At 48.3% G+C, this 22,356-nt stretch carries 10 protein-coding genes; 3 read left to right on the top strand and 7 right to left on the bottom strand.

What is annotated here, in order from left to right; translation table 11 throughout:
- The first annotated feature begins 110 nt into the window (after positions 1–110).
- Positions 111–5,597 carry an NACHT and WD40 repeat domain-containing protein gene (locus MCB1EB_RS04715; RefSeq protein ID WP_126353890.1) on the top strand — a complete coding sequence of 1,829 codons (5,487 nt, stop codon included), beginning with the start codon at positions 111–113 and terminating at the stop codon, positions 5,595–5,597.
- A gap of 215 nt (positions 5,598–5,812) precedes the next feature.
- Here MCB1EB_RS04715 and MCB1EB_RS04710 read toward each other — a convergent pair whose 3' ends face one another.
- The 5 genes from MCB1EB_RS04710 to MCB1EB_RS04690 all read right to left on the bottom strand — a co-directional run bounded on the left by MCB1EB_RS04710 (position 5,813) and on the right by MCB1EB_RS04690 (position 15,520).
- The gene (locus tag MCB1EB_RS04710) at positions 5,813–6,088 is read right to left on the bottom strand and encodes a hypothetical protein (RefSeq protein ID WP_052393709.1); all 276 of its coding nucleotides are present in this window, start codon (positions 6,086–6,088) and stop codon (positions 5,813–5,815) included.
- Positions 6,089–6,188: 100 nt separating this feature from the next.
- Entirely contained in the window at positions 6,189–6,620 is a 432-nt protein-coding gene (locus MCB1EB_RS04705) for a hypothetical protein (protein WP_045362573.1), read from the bottom strand.
- Complete coding sequence (locus tag MCB1EB_RS04700; protein WP_045362576.1) at positions 6,607–13,926, bottom strand: hemagglutinin repeat-containing protein; 7,320 nt, start codon at positions 13,924–13,926, stop codon at positions 6,607–6,609. The genes MCB1EB_RS04705 and MCB1EB_RS04700 overlap by 14 nt, the downstream gene beginning before the upstream one ends.
- A 268-nt stretch (positions 13,927–14,194) precedes the next feature.
- Positions 14,195–14,755 (bottom strand): hypothetical protein, encoded by a 561-nt coding sequence (locus MCB1EB_RS04695; protein WP_045362581.1) that lies wholly within the window; start codon positions 14,753–14,755, stop codon positions 14,195–14,197.
- Between the two features lie 189 nt (positions 14,756–14,944).
- Positions 14,945–15,520, bottom strand: coding sequence for a hypothetical protein (locus MCB1EB_RS04690; RefSeq protein WP_126353889.1), 576 nt, complete (start codon positions 15,518–15,520; stop codon positions 14,945–14,947).
- Positions 15,521–16,413: 893 nt separating this feature from the next.
- Here MCB1EB_RS04690 and MCB1EB_RS04685 point away from each other — a divergent pair.
- Positions 16,414–17,271, top strand: a complete 858-nt coding sequence (locus tag MCB1EB_RS04685) for a sulfurtransferase (protein ID WP_045362590.1) — start codon at positions 16,414–16,416, stop codon at positions 17,269–17,271.
- 52 nt (positions 17,272–17,323) lie between these two features.
- Here MCB1EB_RS04685 and MCB1EB_RS04680 read toward each other — a convergent pair whose 3' ends face one another.
- Positions 17,324–18,772: a DEAD/DEAH box helicase gene (locus tag MCB1EB_RS04680; RefSeq protein WP_045362592.1), complete on the bottom strand. Its 1,449-nt coding sequence runs from the start codon at positions 18,770–18,772 to the stop codon at positions 17,324–17,326.
- Between the two features lie 93 nt (positions 18,773–18,865).
- Positions 18,866–20,686: a translational GTPase TypA gene (gene typA / locus MCB1EB_RS04675; protein ID WP_045362595.1), complete on the bottom strand. Its 1,821-nt coding sequence runs from the start codon at positions 20,684–20,686 to the stop codon at positions 18,866–18,868.
- A gap of 568 nt (positions 20,687–21,254) precedes the next feature.
- Between typA and MCB1EB_RS04670 the strand changes: the two genes are divergently transcribed.
- Positions 21,255–22,307 carry an N-acetylmuramoyl-L-alanine amidase gene (locus MCB1EB_RS04670; RefSeq protein WP_052393711.1) on the top strand — a complete coding sequence of 351 codons (1,053 nt, stop codon included), beginning with the start codon at positions 21,255–21,257 and terminating at the stop codon, positions 22,305–22,307.
- Positions 22,308–22,356: the final 49 nt, after the last annotated feature.

Raw genomic sequence — 22,356 nt, 5'->3', positions numbered from 1 at the left:
GACTGCTATTCGGAAGGATAAAAGGTGGAGCCGGTATTTCAGGCTACCAAGAGCATAAGGTGTCGTGCTAAAAAGTAATCATTTTCCATAATGACCATGGGGAATAAAAGATGCTTTCAAGAATCACTGCAAAAATAACTGAATCATGGCAGCCACCAGAGACGGCGGTTGAACGTGGTGAAGCCGCTCTACAGGCCGCCGATAATTATTATAAGGAAGGTCGGCAGCTTAGCGGTGCGAATCAAAACCAGGCATTCGAGCAGGCACTGGGCCACTTCAATACGGCGAAAGCCGCGCTGAAGCGTGGGGTCCGATGTGGCAGAGAAGCGGAAAGCAGGCCGGTGCTTGGCGAGGTGTATCAAAAACAGGCAGAACTCTGGCGGCAACAAGGCGCTGATGTCGAGGTCGTGCGTGAGAGATATAGAAAAGCGCGAGAGTATTTTTCAGATCCAGAGCGACGGGCTGCGGTGCAGGGAATTTTGAATCTTTTGTCAGGCGCGCCGGCGCCTGGTTTACCTCAGATTAGACGCCCGATTTCCTTACGACCTTCGTCTGTAACGCCCGCCTCCACTCTTGACTCCACGGGGATACCAGCCCCCTTTTTTGAGAATCATGAGCCTTCTGCTTGTCCTCCTTATGCGCTGGTAGAGCCCGCCGCCATTACTGATACGCAGCACCTAGCCTGGTGCTTGCAACAAACCTATGGTAATGGTCCGCAACAGGAACTACAAACACGAGTATCGCGGCTCGTGACCCCAATCCTGAAAAAATTTGGAAAATCAGATAAAACGCTGTTCTATATGCGAGAAGCCGCTGCGCTGGCAACGATTCCGCAGGCAGAAACGTATGGCCTGTTAGTTGACCACACATTGGAGGCGCTTGGCCCTAAGCACGCTCTAAATATAGCTGCGGTACAGGGCCTGGTCGTGATCGTGCAGAATTGCCCAACCATCACCTTCCTTACAAGTAAATGGACCAAGGTGTTTCAGACTTTGCGGGCCATTCTCAATAACATGGATAAAGAAAATCCTGTGCCTGTGCTGGAATTAATGCAGGCCATCTCACAACTATTGGATACGATGGGGCAAGCGGGCGTATCCGGCATTAGCCGTGAGAGGCTACAACAGCCGCTCTATCAAATGCTTCGCGATGGAAATTGGCTAAATCCCACGGAAGATGTAGCGTTGTCCTGGCAAATTCGTTATGCGTGTGAAGCCCTGGCCTATATTCCCAATGATGAAAGTAAGTTGGAGGCTGTGTTGCGGTGCTTCTCTGAGGTGAGCAAGGTGGGCTTGGCGACTCAAACTCTGAATGTGAATTTATTGCGGCGGAACTTTGGAAACTTTCATGACGCATTGACTGATCTCGTAGAGGTCGTCAGCAGCAGCACCGCTACTAAATGTAATCAATTAAGAGAAGCCGTTCAGAATGCACGGAATGCAGAGGCAGAGCTTGAGAGGGGTAGGCTAGACACCCAGAACAGACGGCACCATAATAGGTGGTATGTTGCGCTGCAATATGTAGAGTTGCTGATTCAGGCGAATCAGTTAGAGAAGTTCGAAACACTGGTGCGTAACAGCGCCTATCGTCAGAGCGCCGATTTTTTACAGGGAGTATGTCAGTGCCTGGAGCGTCTGGCGTGTACCCAGGAAAATACGGATGTCCCGAGGAAGGCCATCCAATTTTTACAAAGCCTGCGGGATGACACTGCTCACTGGATGCAAAAAGAAGGGGTACTGAGTCAAGTACAGCAAAGTGCCGCTGTCGCTCGTCTGCGACAAGGTGTAGCCAGAGAGCTGAATAAGACGCTTGGTACGTCGCTTATGTTTCAGCCAGAGGTAACTCAAGTCAACCAGTACGCGGCAGCTACTTTAGCACGGCTGGAGGCACGTGCCGACCCGAGCAATACTTATGTGCCCCCTGCTTGGGATCCGTTTTGGAAGGGACGTCCAGATACGGAGTTGCTAGAAGCTGCTCGCAGGAAGTTAACTATCCCGCTGAAGGATCGACTGCTAAAAAGCCTGTCTGCCGATATTCAGAAATTGCAGATAACGTATGTAACAGGTCAGGAGCAGGATAACGAGATCCGAGATGCGCTGGCGCATTATGTATCACCAGACGGTGTGCTGATAAACGCCCCGAATTACGATGCAGAAAATCGTTTTAATTTATACAATAAGGTGTGTGATTTTCTGGAGCTAGACACGAAGAAAGTATTGCTTTTGCAGGGCGAGGCGGGTTTAGGCAAATCGACCTTTAGCTGGCAGTTCGCCCGTAGCCGGTGGAAGGCGTATATCAGCCTAGAGGATGCCCCCATCCCGGTGTTTATTACGCTGTCGAGCCTGAAAAGCGCCAATCACAATCGGGTCATCGCTTTTTTTGAAAGCCTGGGCTTTTCGACAGAAGAGATACAGACGTTGCGCGCCACCGAGCGCTTTGTTTTTATTCTGGATGGCTTTGATAATAAAATTGAGGAGCGTCAGCGCTCATTCTATACAGATAACGAGCTGGATAAGTGGACACAAGCCAAAGTGATCATCACCAGCCGTCCGGAATATTTGGGCTCTGGCTATCAGCGCAAATTTTATCCGTCCGGCCAGCCCGAAGCCCTTCAGGAATACCGGTTAGCGCCGTTTTCGGAACCCTTAATTGAGCAATATGTTGATAAATATAAAAAAGCCCACCCACAATCTGAGTGGACTGCTGATGAATATAAAACAAGGCTCAAGCGGTCGGATTTAAGTACGCTGGTTAGTAACCCGTTTGTGCTCAAAATGGCGTTGAGCGGGCTATCCAAGCCCGGTGATTGGCTGCCATTTACGCGTATTGCACTCTATGACCGGTTTGTTCAGGACTGGTTTAAGCGCTCGCAACAGCGTCTTGGATCGATTGAATTAACCCCAAATTTTGTCATAAACAGTGTTGACTTCAGCAAACGGTTTGCAACCGCCCTATACCGTGCCAGGGATGAGGTGACTACCTATGTGGCTGCAGAGCATGCCCCCTGGGAAGAGGCTAACATCGCATCGCAGCAGCCAGACTGGCGCGATGAGTTTTTGGGGGATGGCGATGTCATGACGGAATTGATGCGCCTAAATACTTCACTGATGCGCCTGAATGCTCCGCTGATACACCAAGGCGATCAGTACAAGTTTATCCATAAATCGATAAGGGATTATTTTGTAGCGCGCTCGATATGGGAGTCGAAGCTGGAATTATCATTGGTGAAGAAAACCGTATTACTGAACCAGAGCCTGGTGAAGGACCCGGCCGTTCTCGACTTTTTAGTCGAGCGCGTGCGGCAGGAGCCAGAATTTAAAGCGCAGTTACTGAATTTTATTGAGCACTACTCGAAGCGGGAGGATATGCAAATCGCCTCGGCGAATACGCTGACTATTCTGGTCCGGGCAGGAGTGCCGTTTAGTGCAAAAGATTTTAGTGAAATATGGGCGGCTGGGGCGGATCTAAGCTATGGGATATTTGACCATACCAAGTTCAACGGGGCAGATTTAAGTGGCGTTAACTTGCAAGGGGCATGGTTACGGGGCGCACAATTGCACGGAACGAAGCTAGCTGGCGTTGAATTTGGAGAAAAGCCCACTTTAAAGGTGGGGGCCGAGGTTCGTGCTTGCACGTATTCGCCCAATGGAGGTTGGTTGGCGGTTGGCACAGAAGAGGGTTGGATTCAATTGTATGAGGCTGAGAGCTTAGAGCTGTTGGACACGTATGAGGGGCATCGGGCTAGTGTGACGAGTGTGAGCTTTTCTCAAGACGGGCAGTGGCTCGCTTCTGGGAGCGATGACGGAAGTGTGAAGTTATGGAGCGTAGCGCCCGCAACGCGTGGCCTGCCGCCGCATACGTACGAAGGGCATGCTGGTGTGGGTGTGACCAGCGTGAGTCTTTCTCGAGACGGGCAGTGGCTTGCTTCTGGGGGCGATGACGGAAGCTTGAAGTTATGGAGTGCAGCACCCGCAACGCGTGGCCTGCTGCATAGGTATGAAGGGCATAGTTCTGGTGTGACGAATGTGAGTTTTTCGGAAGACGGGAATTGGCTTGCTTCTGGGAGTGATGACGGAAGCGTGAAGTTATGGAGTGCAGCACCCGCAACGCGTGGCCTGCTGCATACGTACGAAGGGCATAGTTCTGGTGTGACGAATGTGAGTTTTTCGGAAGACGGGAATTGGCTTGCTTCTGGGAGTGATGACGGAAGCGTGAAGTTATGGAGTGCAGCACCCGCAACGCGTGGCCTGCTGCATAGGTATGAAGGGCATAGTTCTGGTGTGACGAGTGTGAGTTTTTCGGAAGACGGGAATTGGCTCGCTTCTGGGAGTGATGACGGAAGCGTGAAGTTATGGAGTGCAGCACCCGCAACGCGTGGCCTGCCGCCGCATACGTATGAAGGGCATGCCAGAGTGATGAGCGTGAGTTTTTCTCAAAACGGGGATTGGCTTGTTTCTGGGAGTTCAGGCCACAGTGTAAGGCTATGGAGCGTAGCGCCCGCAACGTGTGGCCTGCCGTCGCATACATATGAAGGGCATCGGGCTCGTGTGACGAGTGTGAGTTTTTCTCGAGACGGGCGGTGGCTTGCTTCTGCGAGTTCTGACGAGAGTGTGAAGCTATGGAGTTTAGCGAGCGCAACATATAGTCTAGCGCATACGTATGAAGGGCATCGGGCTAGTGTGACGAGTGTGAGTTTTTCTCGAAAGGGGAAGCAGCTTGCTTCTGGGAGCGATGACCAAAGTGTGAGGCTATGGAGCGTAGAGAATGCAAGGCATGGCCACACGGTTGGACGGCATAATTCTGGTGTGACGAGTGTGAGTCTTTCTCGAGACGGGCAGTGGCTCGCTTCAGGGAGCTCAGACAACAGTGTGAAGATATGGTGCGTAGGGAGCGCAATGCGTGACCCAGTGGAGATGTATTGGCACAGTGGTGTCGTGACTAGTGTGAGTTTCTCGCCAGACTCGAATTGGCTCGCTTCTGGGAGCTCAGACAACAGTGTGAGGCTATGGAGCATAGAGAGGAGCGAAATGCGTGGCCATACATATAAAGGGCATAGCGCTAGTGTGAATAGCGTGAGTTTCTCGCCAGACTCGAAATGGCTCGCTTCTGGGAGTGATGACCAGAATGTGAATCTATGGAGTGTAGAGAGCGCAACGCGTGGTGCGGTGTGCACATATCCGCATAATAGTGCTGTGACGAGTGTGAGTTTTTCGCCAGACTCGAATTGGCTCGCTTCCGGGGGGTGGGATGGCAGAATTAAGCTATGGTTGGGCTCAGGAGAATGTGTAGCGACCATTGAAGATTGTAATGGTCCTGTTCGTTCGGTTGCGTGGCAGGAGGAGGAAGCGGCAAAAGGTTATCCTATGCTAGCCATAGGAGGAGAAGATAAAGCGGTTCGCCTATGGCAAATAGAACAGGAAGGCAGCCGCATTCGGGTTATTTTAAGTTGGACTTCCTATCAGGCCAAGTTAACCGTTAGGGGCGCGTCCGTTATACCCCCCATTGAACCCTCAGAGCGCTTGAGCTCGATGAATGCCCGCCTGCTCCAACAGGGAGGTGCGGTGATGTCTTCCGAAGAAATCCCTTTCGGGATTTGAACCCCGGAGCGGCTCGGCTCGTGCGCAATATGCTCCGGGACGGGCTTATAAACCCTAGGGAGGGGACGGGCTACACAAGCGTTGCCAAACCGACATTTGCCTATGAATTGATGGACGATATCCATCCTTCTATTTTAATTGAAACGATGTCTATGAATCACACAAAGCGAATTCCATATGGCACGCTTTGAATCTATTAAAATCCAATATAAATTTCATTTACTCACTTTTCTGCCTTTTGCTTTATCAGTCTTGTCTCGATTAACTGTGCCATCAAATTTTAAAACATGGCTGAATTCTTTAATACTGTCAAAAACTTCCAAATGATTCATGAGAGCTGTATCTATGTAAAAAAAGTCGCCCATTCTTATTACGCCTTTAATTTTATCGATTGCTTTGTATAATTTTGCTCCGTTAAAAATTTCTTTAGTAGGATTAGATATGTGATTCAGCGTCCTCTCCAGCTCTGTTTCATTAAAAAAATCATCCATCTGATCCACAGATCCGGCATTCGGAACATACTCCTTGTCTTTATTGGCTTTTTTCGCTCTTTACTAAATACAGATTTTACGGTTTATCAAAAATTGATATTTATTTAAAACACGCAGTAAAAGTAGAAGGCCCTGCATAAAGGGTATACAAAACCTCTCCTGTTCTTAATATTGCAAAATTAGTAGGAATTGAAAAAATCAAACAATCGTTAAGACTCATTTCAAATTCACTAGCATTTTGGAATTTTTCAATAGAATATTTATTAGACGGAAATTTAATAGCTTTAATATTACTAAAATCAGATAAAATATTGAGAGTTGTCGCAACAAAAAAAGAGTCACATCCAAATTTTCTCATTGCCTCTTCAAAGTGAGTTGATTCTTCGTCAAAAATTGCTTTATCATCTATATAAAAAATTTCCCATCCGAGTTTACGGATTTCCACATAATCAAATTGCTGTTCGGAATAGAGTAGTAACTTAAGTTTATATCCTATATCAGCCTCTATTTTTACTAACTCATGGACGGCCATAACGTATCTCCCTTATAGTCCTATTAGATGATTGAAACTCAATAGTTGGCCTCCCATCACGGCTTGGGCGAACAATAACAGTTGTCCCATCAGGTAGATTTCCAACCCGCCCTTGGCCGTAATTTGTATCAATAGCACGGATATCACTTAAGCCAAGCGCATCGAAATCTGCATCTGCTGTAGTCCTCGTTCCATCCGGGATGCTTTCCACCTTGGTTCCTCTAGATGTAATATTTTCTAAACTAGTGCGATTACCACCAAATATTTTATTTACTAACCGCTCATCAGTTTTTTCTTCTTTAACCCCCTTACTAAAAATAACCGTGTCAAATATATCCAACTCCTCACCAAGCGGCCTCACCATCACATTACCTGCTGATTGAACTTCCCTTGGCATCACTAAAGGTTGAACGATATGCTCTCCAGATTGATTCGGCATGCCTTCAAGCAGCACTTCTTCATCCTGATGCCATGCCCTGCCGGGAATCTGGAACGGCTGCTGTGGCTCCATAGGCATGACCATTGGCGGTGGAGCCGGTTGTACTATCTGATCCTCATCCTCTCCGGGTTGCTCTACATTATTTGCTCGATCTTTTTTATACCATTCATAAGCACTCCCTACCACTATGCCCGCAGCCAACGCGCCTAAAAAAATAAACCCAGGTGGGGTTACCACTAACGGCGCCGCCGCCAGCGCTATGGCATTATTTTCTATCTCAATCTGCGCCGCATTCTGCGCAGAGGTCGCATCTGCCCCTCCTGCATCCGCAAGCCCCACCACCAGGCTGGTAACTAAACTCTTGCGCGCTTCTTTCTCTTCTTCAGAAAATTCGTCTACAGGACCTAACAGATTATTCACCAATACACTTGCACTCGCGCCTAAGGCGGCTGAGCCACCCGATTGCCCCCGTGCGACTGCACTGCCATAAGCCAATGCCCCATGCAACGCAGCACGAGTCGTTTCGTTATTCAAGTTATCCGCAATATGCTTGATTTTTTCTGCGCCTAAACTTTGCAGATAATTCAGCGCCGCTGCTTGGGTGAATTCTGCAGCCGTCCCCGTCACATTGCCCGATGCCGCTGCCGTCAGCGCAGTGACGATTCGGCGGTAGGTTCCGCCTGCTCCCCATTGCTTATTTAAGATCTGCGCTTGCTCGCGCAACTCTGCCGCTGCTTCGATTAATTCCTGCTGCTGCACAGGCATCGACTCATTACCAGCTAGTACTTCCAAACGCTCGGCTTGTTCAATCTTATGATCAGCCTCCCTGACCCTATTCAAGACAAACGTCCCCGCTTCCCGACCCAATGCATTGACGATATCAAAACCCACCTCAATCTGATTCCGATCAAAAATCGGCGCTAACGCCTGATGACTCTGCGCCACATTACGGTTCAAACCCGCTATCGTCTTTGCTGCACTCTGCCCCGTCAGCTCTATCTGCCGAGCTTCATCCGTAATGACAATCTCCGCACCACTGATCGCACTGCGGGTCATTGACCTCGCCTCACCCGAAGCACCGATCACAAGCGGAATTGCCGGCGTTATCCCACCTCGGCTCGCCAACTGATTGCCACTATGCGCAGGCGTTGTGACTTCTCCCGATTGTTTCGAACCCACCCCTTTGCCATTTTTACTATACCCAGCCCCTAAACTAATACTTGTTGCATCATAATTCGCCTGATTCGTCAGGTCGGATATTTGCAAGGTCGCTGTTGTCAGCGTGTTCCTTCCTTCTCGCACCGCCTGATCACTCCCTGCAATCACGCTGCCTAAAAGCTTCGTATCACCCTTGACCGTGATCTGAAAGCCCCCATCTCCGGCCTGAATCCCCGCCTGCTCTGCAGCACTCAGATAATGACTATCCATCCTGCGTTGTGAGAAATGCAGGCTGACTGCTGAAGACGGCCCCGCGCTCGCACTGCCGCTGATACTTTGAGAATGACTATGGTAAGTCGCTGTGTCTTGCACACTTTCTATTTCAAGATCCCCCTCAATCTGGGCTTTCACCTGCTCTGCTGCAATCTGCGCACCTTTTAAGCGTACATCGCTTTGCGCATTGAGCATCAGCCTGCCCCCCGCCTGGATCAAGGCCGGCGTATAGTTGATTTGCGCCTCATCGGCATGACCATGGCCGGCACTGACTGCCATTGAAGCGCCTATTGAGCTCTGGCTGCCAAGCGTTGCCGCCATCCCCACGGCGCTGCTCTGACTACGCTGCTGACTCTGCTCAATTAGACTATTCGGCGCAGCTTCTACATTCAGTCGGCCTTCTACGTTCAGTGCAATATCCTGTTTTGCCACTATACGAGGGCCAATCAGATCCAGCGTGGATTCTTCCCCTAAGCCACTGATCTGGATCGATATATTGCCACCGGCCGCCAGCGTGCTGTTCAGCGCTGTCTTGCTCAGCTGCATCTGCTCGGTTTCACAATGGTCTTCACCAATCATCACGCTTACTGTCGCACCACCCGCGGCCTTTGGATCCATTTTGATCGCATCGTAGGCATTTTTTGTCGCCAGTGCCCCCGCACCCGCTGCTAAAGCTTGCATCCGTGGATCGCTGGCTTGGGGACTGGCTTGCAGCATTTGATGATTCGTTTGCGCCGCCGCAATCACCGGCGCACTCAACGAGGCCATCAAACCTGATTGATGGTATTCACTGTGCTGCCAGATCTGTCCCTGCTCATAGGCCGCATCTATCTTGCCTTTGGCTGCCTGTATCTTAATATCCCCTGCCGGCACAACCAGCTGACTACCGCTTTGCCGATATTCATTACCTGCCTTGACATAAACATCGCCTGATACGCTGCCAATCATTGTCCCAACTTGGGGCGTATGCTCGCTTTCTACCTGGCTCTTCTGTTCACGCTCACCTACCGCATAACCGAAATGGCCCGCATCCAACAGCCCTGAGCGCCGCGTCACCGTATAATGGCTGGCCTCGGCAATCTGCGTAGCGGAATCGAGCACAACATCTTGACCTGCGGACAAATCGGTACGTTGCTCACTGAGGATCTTGGAACCCACCGCATTTAAATTCCGCCCCGCTTTTAATTCGACCTTATCGCCTGAAAAAAGGCCGCTTAGCGCCTGTTTTCCGCGTTGCTTAGTCTGGGTTAATTCACTCGAAGAAGAAAACAAATGATCAAATTCATGATAATGGGATTCTGCAAAAGCCTGTTCTTCATACGCCGCTTCAAGATTAATATCCCGTCCAGCCTGGATAGAGAGATCGCCTCCGACGCTCACATATGTGCCAGCTGCATTGAAATCATGCCCTGCCTTAAGCTCAAGTGAAGCGCCTGTTTGAATGTGAGCGCCGACTTCTGTTTTTCTGCTTTGGCTCAACGAGTTACGCGCATCCCATATCAATTGCTGCTGCGTCGCTGTCTCGGCTGTGCCCAAGTTTAGATCATGTCCCGCTTCTAAAATAGCGGCCTGGCTGACTTCAACACGAGCTGCTGCCAAATCAAGGTTTCTCTTGGCCCTGACTTCCAGTTGCTCAGCCTGAATATGGGTCAGCCCGTCTAATGTGGTCACACTACCGCTAGCAGCATACGTTGTCCGGGTTTGGCTTTCCAGATGAATATCCCGTTCAGCCTGCAAGGAGAGTTGTTGACCGGCAAATACGCCAGCACGGCCGTCTATATCTTCGTTCGCATGTAAAGCAATCCGGTCCAGACTTACAATGGTGCCGCGCCGATTATCAATATTTTGCGCGTCAAGATGAATTTTCCCCGTGCTAATCATCGTACCGGCATTTTTAATCACGCCCTGGCTGACTAAATCAATCTCGCTGGCGGCGATGCCGGAGCCGCCTAGCTGTGGGCGATAGGCGCACGCGCCTGACAAATACACTTTAGGCGCGAGTACGATTTGTTTCGATCCATCAGGCAACCTGACGGTTTGGCTCACTAACCAGACCATATCGTAGGGTAATAACGCCTGTTGCTCAGCCGTCAATGGCGCGCCTAACTCAAGCTGCGCCAGCTGTGCATATTCTGCGCCGGCTCTCATTAAAGCCTGGTATTCGGCTCTTTGATTCCTTGAGTAAGACAGTGCATACTGTCCAGTCAAGGCAATGCTTTGAGCACGTATGAGCTGCTGTTCATAAAAACCACCGCCCAGACGTTTGGGCGCATTTCTCGGGTTAATGCCAAGCAAATCTAACAGATAGTTACTTGAAAGAAACGCTCCAGCATGATGAAAGCGCGGATCAATCTCAACTAAAACAGAATGCTCAGGCGCAGTTTGCACAATATGCATGCCGCTTGTTGGCAATGATGGGACCATCAAGCCATTTTGGCTGGCATCTCGCACCCTCATAGCGCCACTCATATCGTGCGCCTGTATTCTCAATAAATCCGGATTTTCATGCTGAACGATTCCACCCTCTGCTTGCAGGGTGAGATCCAATTTACGCTGTTCCGTAGAAGAAAGCCGATAGTCGATAAAGGCGCTATACGTGCGGTCCCGCCCTCTAAGGTAACCGTGCCACTCACTATGCGTATAGCGGGATAGACCTATATCCGTTTGGGTAATCGTGTTAACCGCATCGCGATTGTCTTCCATCTCGAACGTATGATCCAGGGGACGGATTGCTCCACCTGCAATCAACTTGCTTTTGTCATTCAACACCCGGCCAGACAGGGTGATGTCCCCACCTGCCTGGATCGTCGCAGGTGCACATTCTTCGACCACCGTATCTTTTACAATACGCATAAAGCCGTACTCAGTATAGTCAGCGAAAGAGCCCGCAGTGCCATCTTTCACCACCTGGCGGCCTCCCTTGCTAGCGTCCCATGCAAGTTGGTCAAGGCGATAACGCTGGGTCGAACCTTCGGGTTGAACTTCTATAATGAATTGCTCATCCACCACCCGTTCTCGGGTTTTAAAATAAGCGGTTTTATTGATTAACCGAAAGGTATTGATCAAAAGCTGACCGCCTGCATCAACCGTGGCCGATGAATTCGTCGTGCGTATCGCCTTGCCTACCGCCTGGTTATGCGCATCCAGTTGCAGGCCAATGGCCATATCGCCGCCACTGAAAAGCAAACTATGGTCTTTGTTTTCAAGCCATTTAGCGCCTATATCCAGGTTTCTATCCGCGGCAATGACACTGGGTTTGTAGCCGTTAATCGTGTAATTTGACTCGAAATTACTTAAAGTCTGAGCCCCCACTGCAACTGTGTTGCCATAGATCAGCCCTTTATTGATCAACTTGCCTTTGGCCTTGAGCAATACCTGTTCTCCCTTAATTAAAGCCTCGGTTTGATTATCAATCTGGTTTGCGTCAAGCGAGGTTCGCTTTCCACTGACGATGACACCTTGATTCACCAAATCGCCTTGAGCCAGGAGGGGGGATTCTGCGCTCGATGCGCTTTGTAAATCCGTTACAGAGGAAATTTGCCAGTTCCCTCCGGCCAATAACTGGCCGCTTTGTCCATTCGATACACTGTGCGCCTGCAGCGTGAGATTGCTATAACCAATCACTAGACCTGGGGACTCAACCTGCTCATCATGCCCGGCGTTATTTTTGAATTGGCCGGCGGTAATCTGTGTGTCGCCTCCGCTCGTATGGATGATGTGTCCGCCGGTATTCTCTAACTCGTTGACAGCGCGCAACTCGAGTTTTGCTGCATGTTTATCGGCTAGCAATAAATTTTCAGCTTGATCCGCCTGACGTTTTTTAACCTCGTCTGTCCAGAACTTGCCTCTGTCATCCATCGTGCCAGAGGGTATCGTGGCAAGTGCGCCCTGGTAGATCGTGCCTAGCCGGTTTTCCAGCTTTTGCGCGTTGAGGGTGAGCGCACCTGAACTCGCGATAACGCCGCCCTGATTCGTCCTGCTCACCTCTTGGCGCTCAGAGTGATTAACGATAGATGAAGCCGTAAGCTGGGTCTCCCCTTTGCCAAAAATAACGCCGGACTGACTATTCTCAATGGTTCCAGTCGCCGAAATGTGGGTTTTTCCGCGGCCACCGTTAATCATCTGCGCAGCACTATTTTTTATCTCGTCCGCTTTGAGGATCAGTTCCGCTATCTCACCTACGGCCTCAATTCTGCCTTTTTCATTATTCAGTAGCTGCGCTTCGGCTTTGACCGATCCTCCTCTAATCACCCCCTGATTTATGATTTTCTCTGCTTTAATTGTGGTGCTAAAGCTATCGATTGAAGAATGTGGATGGGTCTCGATCTCCGCCGCAGAAATATGCATTTCTCCGCTGCTATGCAAAACACTTTGGTGAATCAATTTGCCTTGGGTCTTAAAGGATAAATGACGACCGGCCTGCAAAGCTTGGGGGTCGGTATGCGTGTAATCGTTCTGTAGCGATACCGAAAGATCACGTTTGGCCTTGATCACGCCAGAACCTTCCAAGGCTCTAATACTAAGCGTCAGGTCGTTATTCGATCGAATAGCTCCGGCCTGATTGTTCAAATCAGTGGCTTTAATTTCAACTTTTTCTCCATCTCCTTGATGAAAGATGTCTCCACTCACGTTACTTAGAGCAGCAACATCTACGGTGAGTACGCCAGCCCCCTTTGAGATTTTGACCAGACCACCGTCATTAGTGAATGTGCCTGCGCCTGTCAAGCGCAGATCGCCATGATCTGTACGCAGAGTACCCTGATTGACCAAATCGCCTTGGCTTGATATCCAGAGCTCCCGCTCAGCCCGCACTTTTGCTTGTTGGGCCACGGTCTGCCGCCCTCGATCTGGTAACTCGGTTTGACCAGCAAGTTGTGGACCAAACACATTCTCCCAGCCTCTCGCCTCCGTGTAATGAAGCTGATTCGCTCCACTTAGTAAACGAATACGCTGAGCCTGTACTTCACCTTCTATTTTGATGCTATCAGCAATTAAATCTAGTTGCGCAAACCGCTTCAGCTTAGCTCCATAGCGGATTGTCATTTGTCCTTCAGTCACGCTGAGCGCGTCAAGGCCACCATTCTGCCGCCAAACCGGTGAACCTGTCGTCAACACCACCCGGTCATGATTAAAAAAGCGATAGCCCCAATATGTCGTGCCATCCGCCTCGACGCTGGACATTTCCGCCGGCTGCCCAGCAATCTTGATAAAAAGATTGGGCTCAACAGGCATCCGGCCGGTGACTTCATGCAGGACAATCTTTAGCGTAAGGTCACTCTGTAATTGTGGGCTGCGTATAATCGCCCATTCTGGCTCAACTGCCGGCGGAATGTCTCGCTCGGGTATAGGCTCGCGATTCGATGAAGTGGTTTGTTGGCTAGCTGTTGAGGAAGATGGTTTGGAAAACTGGGGTGGTATATTCTGAATCGGATTCATGGACACTCTCTCCTTGCATTAAGCAAAGCGCGCAGGAAAAAAGAAGTTGCGTTCTCTGAAAAACTCCAAGGCTGCTCGCCCCGACCATCGGTGCACCCGTAACTTTCAGCCATCATGTCACTTTGATTAAATGAAGGCTCAACCTCATATAATGGCTGAGCAGCCAGGCTTATCAATATGAAAAAAAACATCTGGCTCATGTAGCCGGCCCCAAAGCGAGATGATGAAAAAGGCTTTAGCTGACGCATCGTGAATACCCTGTTGCACTTTATGCTTTATCCAAGACCTTGGTTTTAAGTGCACTTATTTTTTTCTCAAGCGCTTGTTTTCTTTCAAGCAGTACTGCATTGTCTTGGATAAGCTCAACCTTTTTTTGAAGAGACTCTATTACACCTCGCATTCTGTTCGTTTCTTTACCTAAACCATTTAGGAACATTAGACTTTCTCCTGCAGTAGGAGGTATCTCAGATACCGCTCTATTTATTTCTCTTTGCAGTTGAATTGCATCTGCAGCCATCTTATCGAGAATGACTTGCGTGTTTTTCATATCAGGGCTTGGCCGCATTATTTCCTCTGCTCGTCCAACTAAATTTACCAGGCAGGCCTGTAGCAGCACGGTTTTATTTGCAAGGCCACCTAACGGTTCGATTAGCGACATTTCTAAATCGTTTCCAATTTTCTCTAAATTCGCGGTTATTGATCCATCTCCATTAACGCTCAACCCTGATAAAATTTCAGTAGATACTCTTGCTAACTCACTTGTAGCTTTACTTAAAGGACTTATCGTCGTTTTCGCTATTTCGTGTGATATGCCATCTATTGTGCCCATCAGAATCACCTTAAAAATAAAAAATATTTTATAGTTTCATTTCTTTCTATTTCAATTTACTTTCTACCCCATACGTTCACTATATAATAAAATAAATTTTTATCAGATGCTTATTAAGCTTAGCACCACAAAGCGGTGCTAAGCTTAATTAAATATGAAAAATAATTTAAAAAAACATTTTTACCAAGTCTATCCTAGCTGCTTTATTGTCTCATTCAGCTCATTCTCCTCATAAGTAAGCCTTTCGCAGGCACGATTAAGCTCTTCATTCTGCTTCATTAATTCATCATTACTTCTCGATAAATTCTCAATTACCACAGTCATTCCCTCAAGCATACTTAAAAAAGCTAACGTTTCCCCCGCATTTGATGGCGTTTGCAATATCCTTTCTCTTATATCTCCTTGTAATATTTTATTTTTTTCCTTTAATTGACTTATATCGTTTGATTTTGCCATTTCTCTTATAGTTGATTCCATACCTTGCATACCTGTATTAGCTGGTATACTCCTGTCCGGCTTATAGATATCTAAGGTACGTCCTATCATTGACGCAGTTCTTTCTACAAGATCTTTCGTAGGCCTTATAGCTTCTTTCTCTACATTACGAGCGGCTTGTCCTAAAGGTCTTATTGTCACTTTTTCGACTTCTCGTGCAAGTTGCCCTAAAGGCCTTACCGTTACCTCCTCTACAGTGCGCGCCACTTCCCCCAAAGGCCTTATTGTCACTTTTTCAACTTCACGTAAAGTACTTTCTACAACGCCCATTGTTATCTCCTTAGGACTCAAAAATTAGAAAAAATTGCCAATTAGCCACCTCCCTCTGGATATTATTATTTAACCATGAGAGAAGCGACTTTCATCAATATAGTCTAATTATCATTATTTACAAATTTTTATTAAAAAAATTTCAAAAACTAAATTTCAATAATAAAAATTATGCCGATAAGATGCTTTCTTATAGCACTGGCCGGCTTATATCAACTAGCAGATTCTATTGCAGTGTAATACGTAGCCCTACTTCTCCGTCATTTACTTTATACACTGTACTTAGGTTAATTTTATTGACATATAACTCGTCCTCTATTTTTATCGAATACGCAATGACATCAATCTTCTCATGCCCTTTTAGGATTTTTTTTTGGATTATTATTTCACCTGTTTTCAGACGAAAGCTCTGAGACTTGCTGTCACTATTTAAAACTGGTTCCCTATTGTGAGTACAATACGGCCGGTATGGAGAAAATGATAACCTCATCTATCCATGCGATTGGCATTAGAAAAAATAAGCTGGATTGGTCCTCCTACGATTTTGATAACGCTATTCAGGCTTTGTGGTACAGCGTCAAAATAAAAGTGTTAATGTGCAAAGTCTAAATGATAATTTTTAAAACACCAAATAAACTTGTATAATTTCTTTTATTTAAATAATCTTTTTAAGAAATTTATTATTGATTTGAATCATTTTTGGCAGGGACTCCGTGCGCAAAACACGAGGCAGACTCGACCACAGCCCCCACCCATTTGAAGCGCCTGACGCATTCTGTTATCCTCACTGCTTATTTTTCGTCAGGCTAAAGCTAACTTTTAGCAAACAATTTGGCAAAATGAGACAATGCTAAGTTCTGTTTACAACAAAATTCACTACACTGATTCGTGTCATGACTTCGATCGTTAATCTCGCTGCTTACCGCTTTTTCACCCTCAACGCTCCCGCCGAATGGCGCACGCCAATACGCGCGCGTTGCGATGAGCTCGGCCTGCGCGGCACTATTTTATTAGCGCCTGAAGGGATCAATTTATTTGTTGCCGGCACCCGCGCTGCGGCCGATGCCTTTACGCACTGGCTACGTACAGATCCGCTTTTTGCCGGTCAGTTAGTCGATCTACAGTTCAAGGAAAGTCTCAGCGCTAAACAACCCTTTCGGCGCATGCTAGTTAGATTGAAAAAAGAAATCATCACCATGCACTCCCCAGCCATCCAGCCAGGCCAGGCCCGCGCCCCTGAAGTGAGCGCGCAAACGCTTAAAAAATGGCTTGACCGTGGGCAAGATGATAACGGCCGCCCAGTCGTTATGCTGGATACGCGGAATGGATTCGAAATAGATGTCGGCACGTTTGCTGACGCACTAGATTACCGACTGACCAAATTTAGTGAATTCCCTGCCACAATCGAAGCGCATCGTGAGGATTTCACTGGCAAAACCGTAGTGTCTTTTTGTACCGGCGGGATTCGCTGCGAAAAAGCTGCCTTACATATGCAAAATATTGGCATTGAATCTGTCTATCAATTGGATGGCGGGATCCTCAAATATTTCGAGGAAGTCGGGGGCGCGCATTATAACGGCGATTGTTTTGTGTTTGATCAGCGCACCGCTTTAAATCCAGAACTTAAGCCAACGGCTATGCTACAGTGTTTTGGCTGTCGCGCAGTGCTCACGCCAGAGGATCAACGCTCGCCTTATTATGTGCCCGGTGAACACTGCGCGCACTGTTATTCTAGGCAGGCCGCTGCGTAGCTAGTTAGATACGCGCCAACGCCCCCTCCTGGGAGGAAGCATGCACCGGCTTTTACCGGTTCGCCTTAGGCTTATAAGACATGCCACCTAGCAGGGCTGCTAACGGACGCTTTGGCGCTACTTTCGGATGATTCGCGTGAGTACTGTCTGCCCCTGCCGAATTGGCTGGCAGGATGGGATTAGAGGGCTGGTAAGGTTTACTGAAAAAATCGTCCAGCTCCGCCGTTTGCGCATCGAACGCAGATCGCTTACCCGTTGCGTGACGCGCGGAAGAAGGATGATCTCGATGGCGCGTACGACTTGGTACACGCGCCGTTTCAATTATCAGCGATTCACGCTCAAGCGCGCGCTGAATAAGTTTCTCAATCTCTGCTAGATGCTTAGATTCATGTGGGCTGCACAATGAAAGCGCTTCCCCAGAAGCCCCCGCCCGGCCAGTACGGCCAATTCGGTGCACATAATCTTCTGCATTAAAAGGTAGATCAAAATTAATCACTGCAGGTAGCTCAGCAATATCCAGTCCACGCGCAGCGACATCCGTGGCAACCAGCATTTCGAGAGCGCCCTGCTTGAAAGCATCGAGCGCTTGCATCCGTTCATTCTGGGTTTTATCGCCATGAATGGCTGCTACGATGATCCCTTCGCGCTCCAATTGCCGCGCCAGTCGGCTCGCGCCGATTTTGCTATTGCAAAAAATAATCGCTTGCTTTAAACCACGCTGGCGAATTAATTGGACCACCGCTGCCTGCTTATCGCCGTCCGCCACTTCGTAGACAATTTGGCGGACATTTGTAGCAGTTGAATTACGCTGCGCGACTTCGATCGTAATTGGGTTCTGCAAATAACTGGCGGCTAATTTTTTGATTTCATTTGAAAAAGTCGCAGAAAACAGCAGAGTCTGCCGCTCACGCGGCAAGAGATTTGAAATGCGCTGCAAATCAGGCAAGAAGCCCATATCTAACATTCGATCTGCTTCGTCCAACACTAATATTTGGACTTGGTCCAATTGGACGTTTTTTTGCTGTATATGATCTAACAGGCGTCCAGGCGTGGCAATCAAAATCTCGACGCCACGCCGTAATTCAGCCACTTGCGGCTGCATATCCATGCCACCAAATACGACAGTGCTGCGTAATGCCGTATGTTCGGCATAGGTCCACACATTTTTAGCTACTTGGTCGGCTAACTCACGCGTAGGCGTTAATACCAATGCACGCACTGGATGCCGTGCCGGAGAAGCGCTGGTATTCGCAAACGGCACAAGCTGTTGAATTAACGGCAATGAAAAGCCTGCGGTTTTGCCGGTACCCGTTTGCGCTACGCCCATCACATCATGGCCCGCAAGAATCACTGGGATTGCCTGCGCCTGAATCGGTGTTGGCGTCGTGTAGCCTTGCCCAGCCAATGCTTTTAAAATATCGGCATGGAGGCCAAAATGGTCAAAACACGGCGAATCCTCGACATAGGTTTCAGAAGCGGACGAAATAAGTGTTTCAGACATAATGGCGTTTATTTAAAGTAACGGCAGACATCGCACCATGGTTTGGCGGCGGTCCCTCAGCATTGCATCCATCGCAAAAATAGATGTCAGAGTTTACGCACCGGTGCGCTCTGCTCGCCGCCGCTCATTTTCTTTTAAGCAGCGCTTACGCAACCGGATCGATTGCGGTGTAATTTCCACCAGTTCGTCGTCTGAAATAAATTCAACCGCATATTCGAGAGAAAGTTGGACTGGCGTAGTGAGGTCGATATGCTCATCCTTGCCTGACGCGCGCACATTCGTGAGTTTCTTTTCACGAATTGGATTCACCACCAGATCGTTATCGCGGCTATGAATACCGATAATCATCCCTTCGTATAAAGCATCGCCAGGGCGCACAAACATACGTCCACGTTCTTGCAATTTCCAGAGAGCATACGCTACTGCCGCGCCGTCATCTTGCGAAATCAAGACGCCGTTACGGCGCTCGCCAATCGTACCTTCACGCAATGGCGCATAGGAATCAAAAATATGGCTGATCAAGCCAGTGCCTCGTGTCAGCGTTAGGAATTCGCTTTGCAAACCAATTAAACCCCGCGCCGGCACACGATATTCAAGGCGCGTACGACCGCGCCCATCTGATGCCATATCCAGTAACTCGCCCTTGCGGCGGCCAATCTCTTCCATGACTCCACCTTGGTGGCTATCTTCAACATCCACCGTGAGCTGCTCAAGTGGCTCGTGCATGACGCCATCTATCTCACGCAATACCACGCGTGGCCGCGACACGGCTAATTCATAGCCTTCGCGCCGCATATTTTCAAGCAAAATAGTTAAATGGAGTTCGCCACGGCCCGAAACTTCAAAGACGGTTTCATCGGACGTATCTTTCACGCGCAATGCAACGTTGTGATTAAGTTCGCGCATCAACCGCTCACGCAATTGCCGGCTGGTTACGAATTTACCTTCACGCCCGGCTAAAGGCGAAGTATTAACGCAAAAATTCATGGTTAAGGTTGGCTCGTCTACACTAATAACCGGCAACCCTTCCGCCCGGGCCGGATCGCATAGCGTTGCGCCAATACCAATATCCTCAATGCCATTGATCAGCACAATATCACCCGCTTGCGCGCTTTCTACATTCACGCGCTCAAGCCCTTTGAATTTTTGGATCTGGTTGATTTTGCGATTCAGGGCTTCACCCTCAGGGCCCATCACTAAGGCCACGGCCTGACCTACCCGTAGTGTGCCACGCGCAATCCGGCCAATCCCAATACGCCCGACATAAGTTGAATAATCAAGCGAGGAAATTTGCAATTGCAACGGAGCCTCTGGGTCATCTGCGCGCACCGGCACAAAGCGCAAAATCTCGTCTAGTAGCACCCGCATATCGCCAGCGCGCACGTTTTCGTCAAGACCCGCATACCCATTCAAACCAGAAGCATAAATCACAGGAAAGTCTAATTGCTCTTCAGTCGCCCCGAGTTTGTCGAATAGATCAAAAGTTTGATTCACGACCCATTCGGCGCGCGCCCCGGGCCGATCAACTTTATTCACGACTACAATCGGTTTTAGGCCTTGCGCCAGCGCTTTTTTTGTGACGAAGCGCGTTTGCGGCATAGGTCCTTCGACCGCATCGACTAGCAGCAGTACGCTATCTACCATCGACAATACACGCTCAACCTCGCCCCCAAAATCGGCATGCCCCGGCGTATCTACAATATTGATATGTGTGCCAGCGTATTCAATCGCGCAATTCTTGGCGAGAATCGTGATGCCCCGCTCTTTCTCAAGGTCATTTGAATCCATGACCCGTTCGATCATATGTTGGTTTTCTCGAAACGTGCCAGCTTGACGGAGTAGCTGATCAACTAAAGTGGTTTTGCCATGATCAACGTGAGCGATAATAGCGATATTGCGAAGCGCGCGGGTCATATAGATATTCTAGAAGGGGAAAAGCCAGAGCGTGCCGGCATGTACCGCCGCATCGCTTGCTTAAAAGCCGTATATTTTAGCACAGAATAGATCTGACTAATGGAGAGGCGCTCAGAACACCTCTATTCCCGCTGCTTAGGGCCTAAATAGCGCCTCTAACGAGAATCAGAATTTTAGTCAAAACACGCATTTTGCGGCGCCTAACACTTAAGACTCGGTATAAAAAATCAATAAATTGAGTTTTTTAGCCACAGCCAAAATAAAGTATGGCAATTGAAGGGGCGGCGGCCATTTTATAAACGGCCACCTCCTTAACAAGGCCGCTCTATTCGTTGACCCATAATTTATAAACCAAACCAATTCCTATCAAAAGTGTTCAAAAAACGCTATTTTGTCAAACCTCATTTCAGATATTGTAGCGTCACCAAAGTTGAAATGTCGTGATTTCTAGGCAATAGTAGAGTGCGTATGCTACGTTAAAAACAGATCAAATTAGACATAGCGGTTATCGCTGTCGCGGTGAGCAGCTTTACAGGTTTCCCTACCCCACCTTTTAAAGGAAAGCCAAATGTTTGGTACATCTCCCATCAACTCCTTTAAGCCGATTACAAATACTCTCCGTCTATCACCAGCAGCTGCCTTGGAAAAAGCATTGGCACAGCCCGAATCTGCTGCTGCGCTTGGTAATACGTTATTGAAAGAGGCTTTTTTGGATGCTTCAGAAAATGAGAATTTTCAAATATCTTATTTTAAAGAATTAGATAAAATTAATCGCTGGGCGCTTCGGGAGAGACTTCGAAAAAATATCGATTTCCAAGGTTGGCTGTCGCATCACTTTAAAAATGTTATTGCTGATCTGCAAGCAGTAAGTAAGCAGCCCGCTGTATTTTGGGAAAAAATAGAGTTTTTTCCCACGGTTAATCAAGATGAGCGTAAGCCTGCCAACACTAAAATCTCCCACATTATTTTGCATCATACTGCAAGCAATAGTGCGGCTAAGGCAATCAAATCAATGGCTGAGAATAACGTAAGCGCGCATTATTTAATCGATCATAATGGCACGTTGATGTGCTTAGTTCCTGATAAATATCGGGCTTGGCATGCTGGCGTATCGCAGTGGCAGGGAGTGAAAAATGTAAACTTTTGCTCAATTGGTATCGAACTGGTCAATAATGGATTTGAATCTTTTCCAGATGAACAAATCAACATGCTATTGGAGTTACTTGAAGATCTTAAAGATCGTCACGCTATCCCTCGTGAAAATTTTATTGGTCATGCTGATATCGCGCCGGGGCGAAAAGTGGATCCGAATTGGTTCTTTCCTTGGCGTCAACTTGGCGAAAGAGGGTTTGGGTTGTGGCTGAAGTCAGAAGAACAACATAGCGAACCGCCGGATAATTTTGACGCCGCTGATAATTTAATCACATTAGGTTATAAAGTAGAACCGCTTAGGAATGCAATCCAGGCTTTCAATCTGCACTACTTGGGACATAAGGAAAAATTTGAGCTTGATGAGGAAGGCAAGCTCAAATTGTATAACCTTGCAATAAAAATACGTGACACAGCCAATGAGTGTCAAAGCAAGGGTAAGAACGCCATGAACCCCGAGCTTATCGCTTAAAGCTAATAGACCCCCATACTTGCTACATCTAAATATTGATGGGGCGAGC

The organism is Mycoavidus cysteinexigens, from assembly GCF_003966915.1.
Lineage (GTDB): Bacteria > Pseudomonadota > Gammaproteobacteria > Burkholderiales > Burkholderiaceae > Mycoavidus > Mycoavidus cysteinexigens.
Note: the sequence above shows the minus strand (reverse complement) of the source record. Positions and strands in the feature narration are given on the sequence as shown.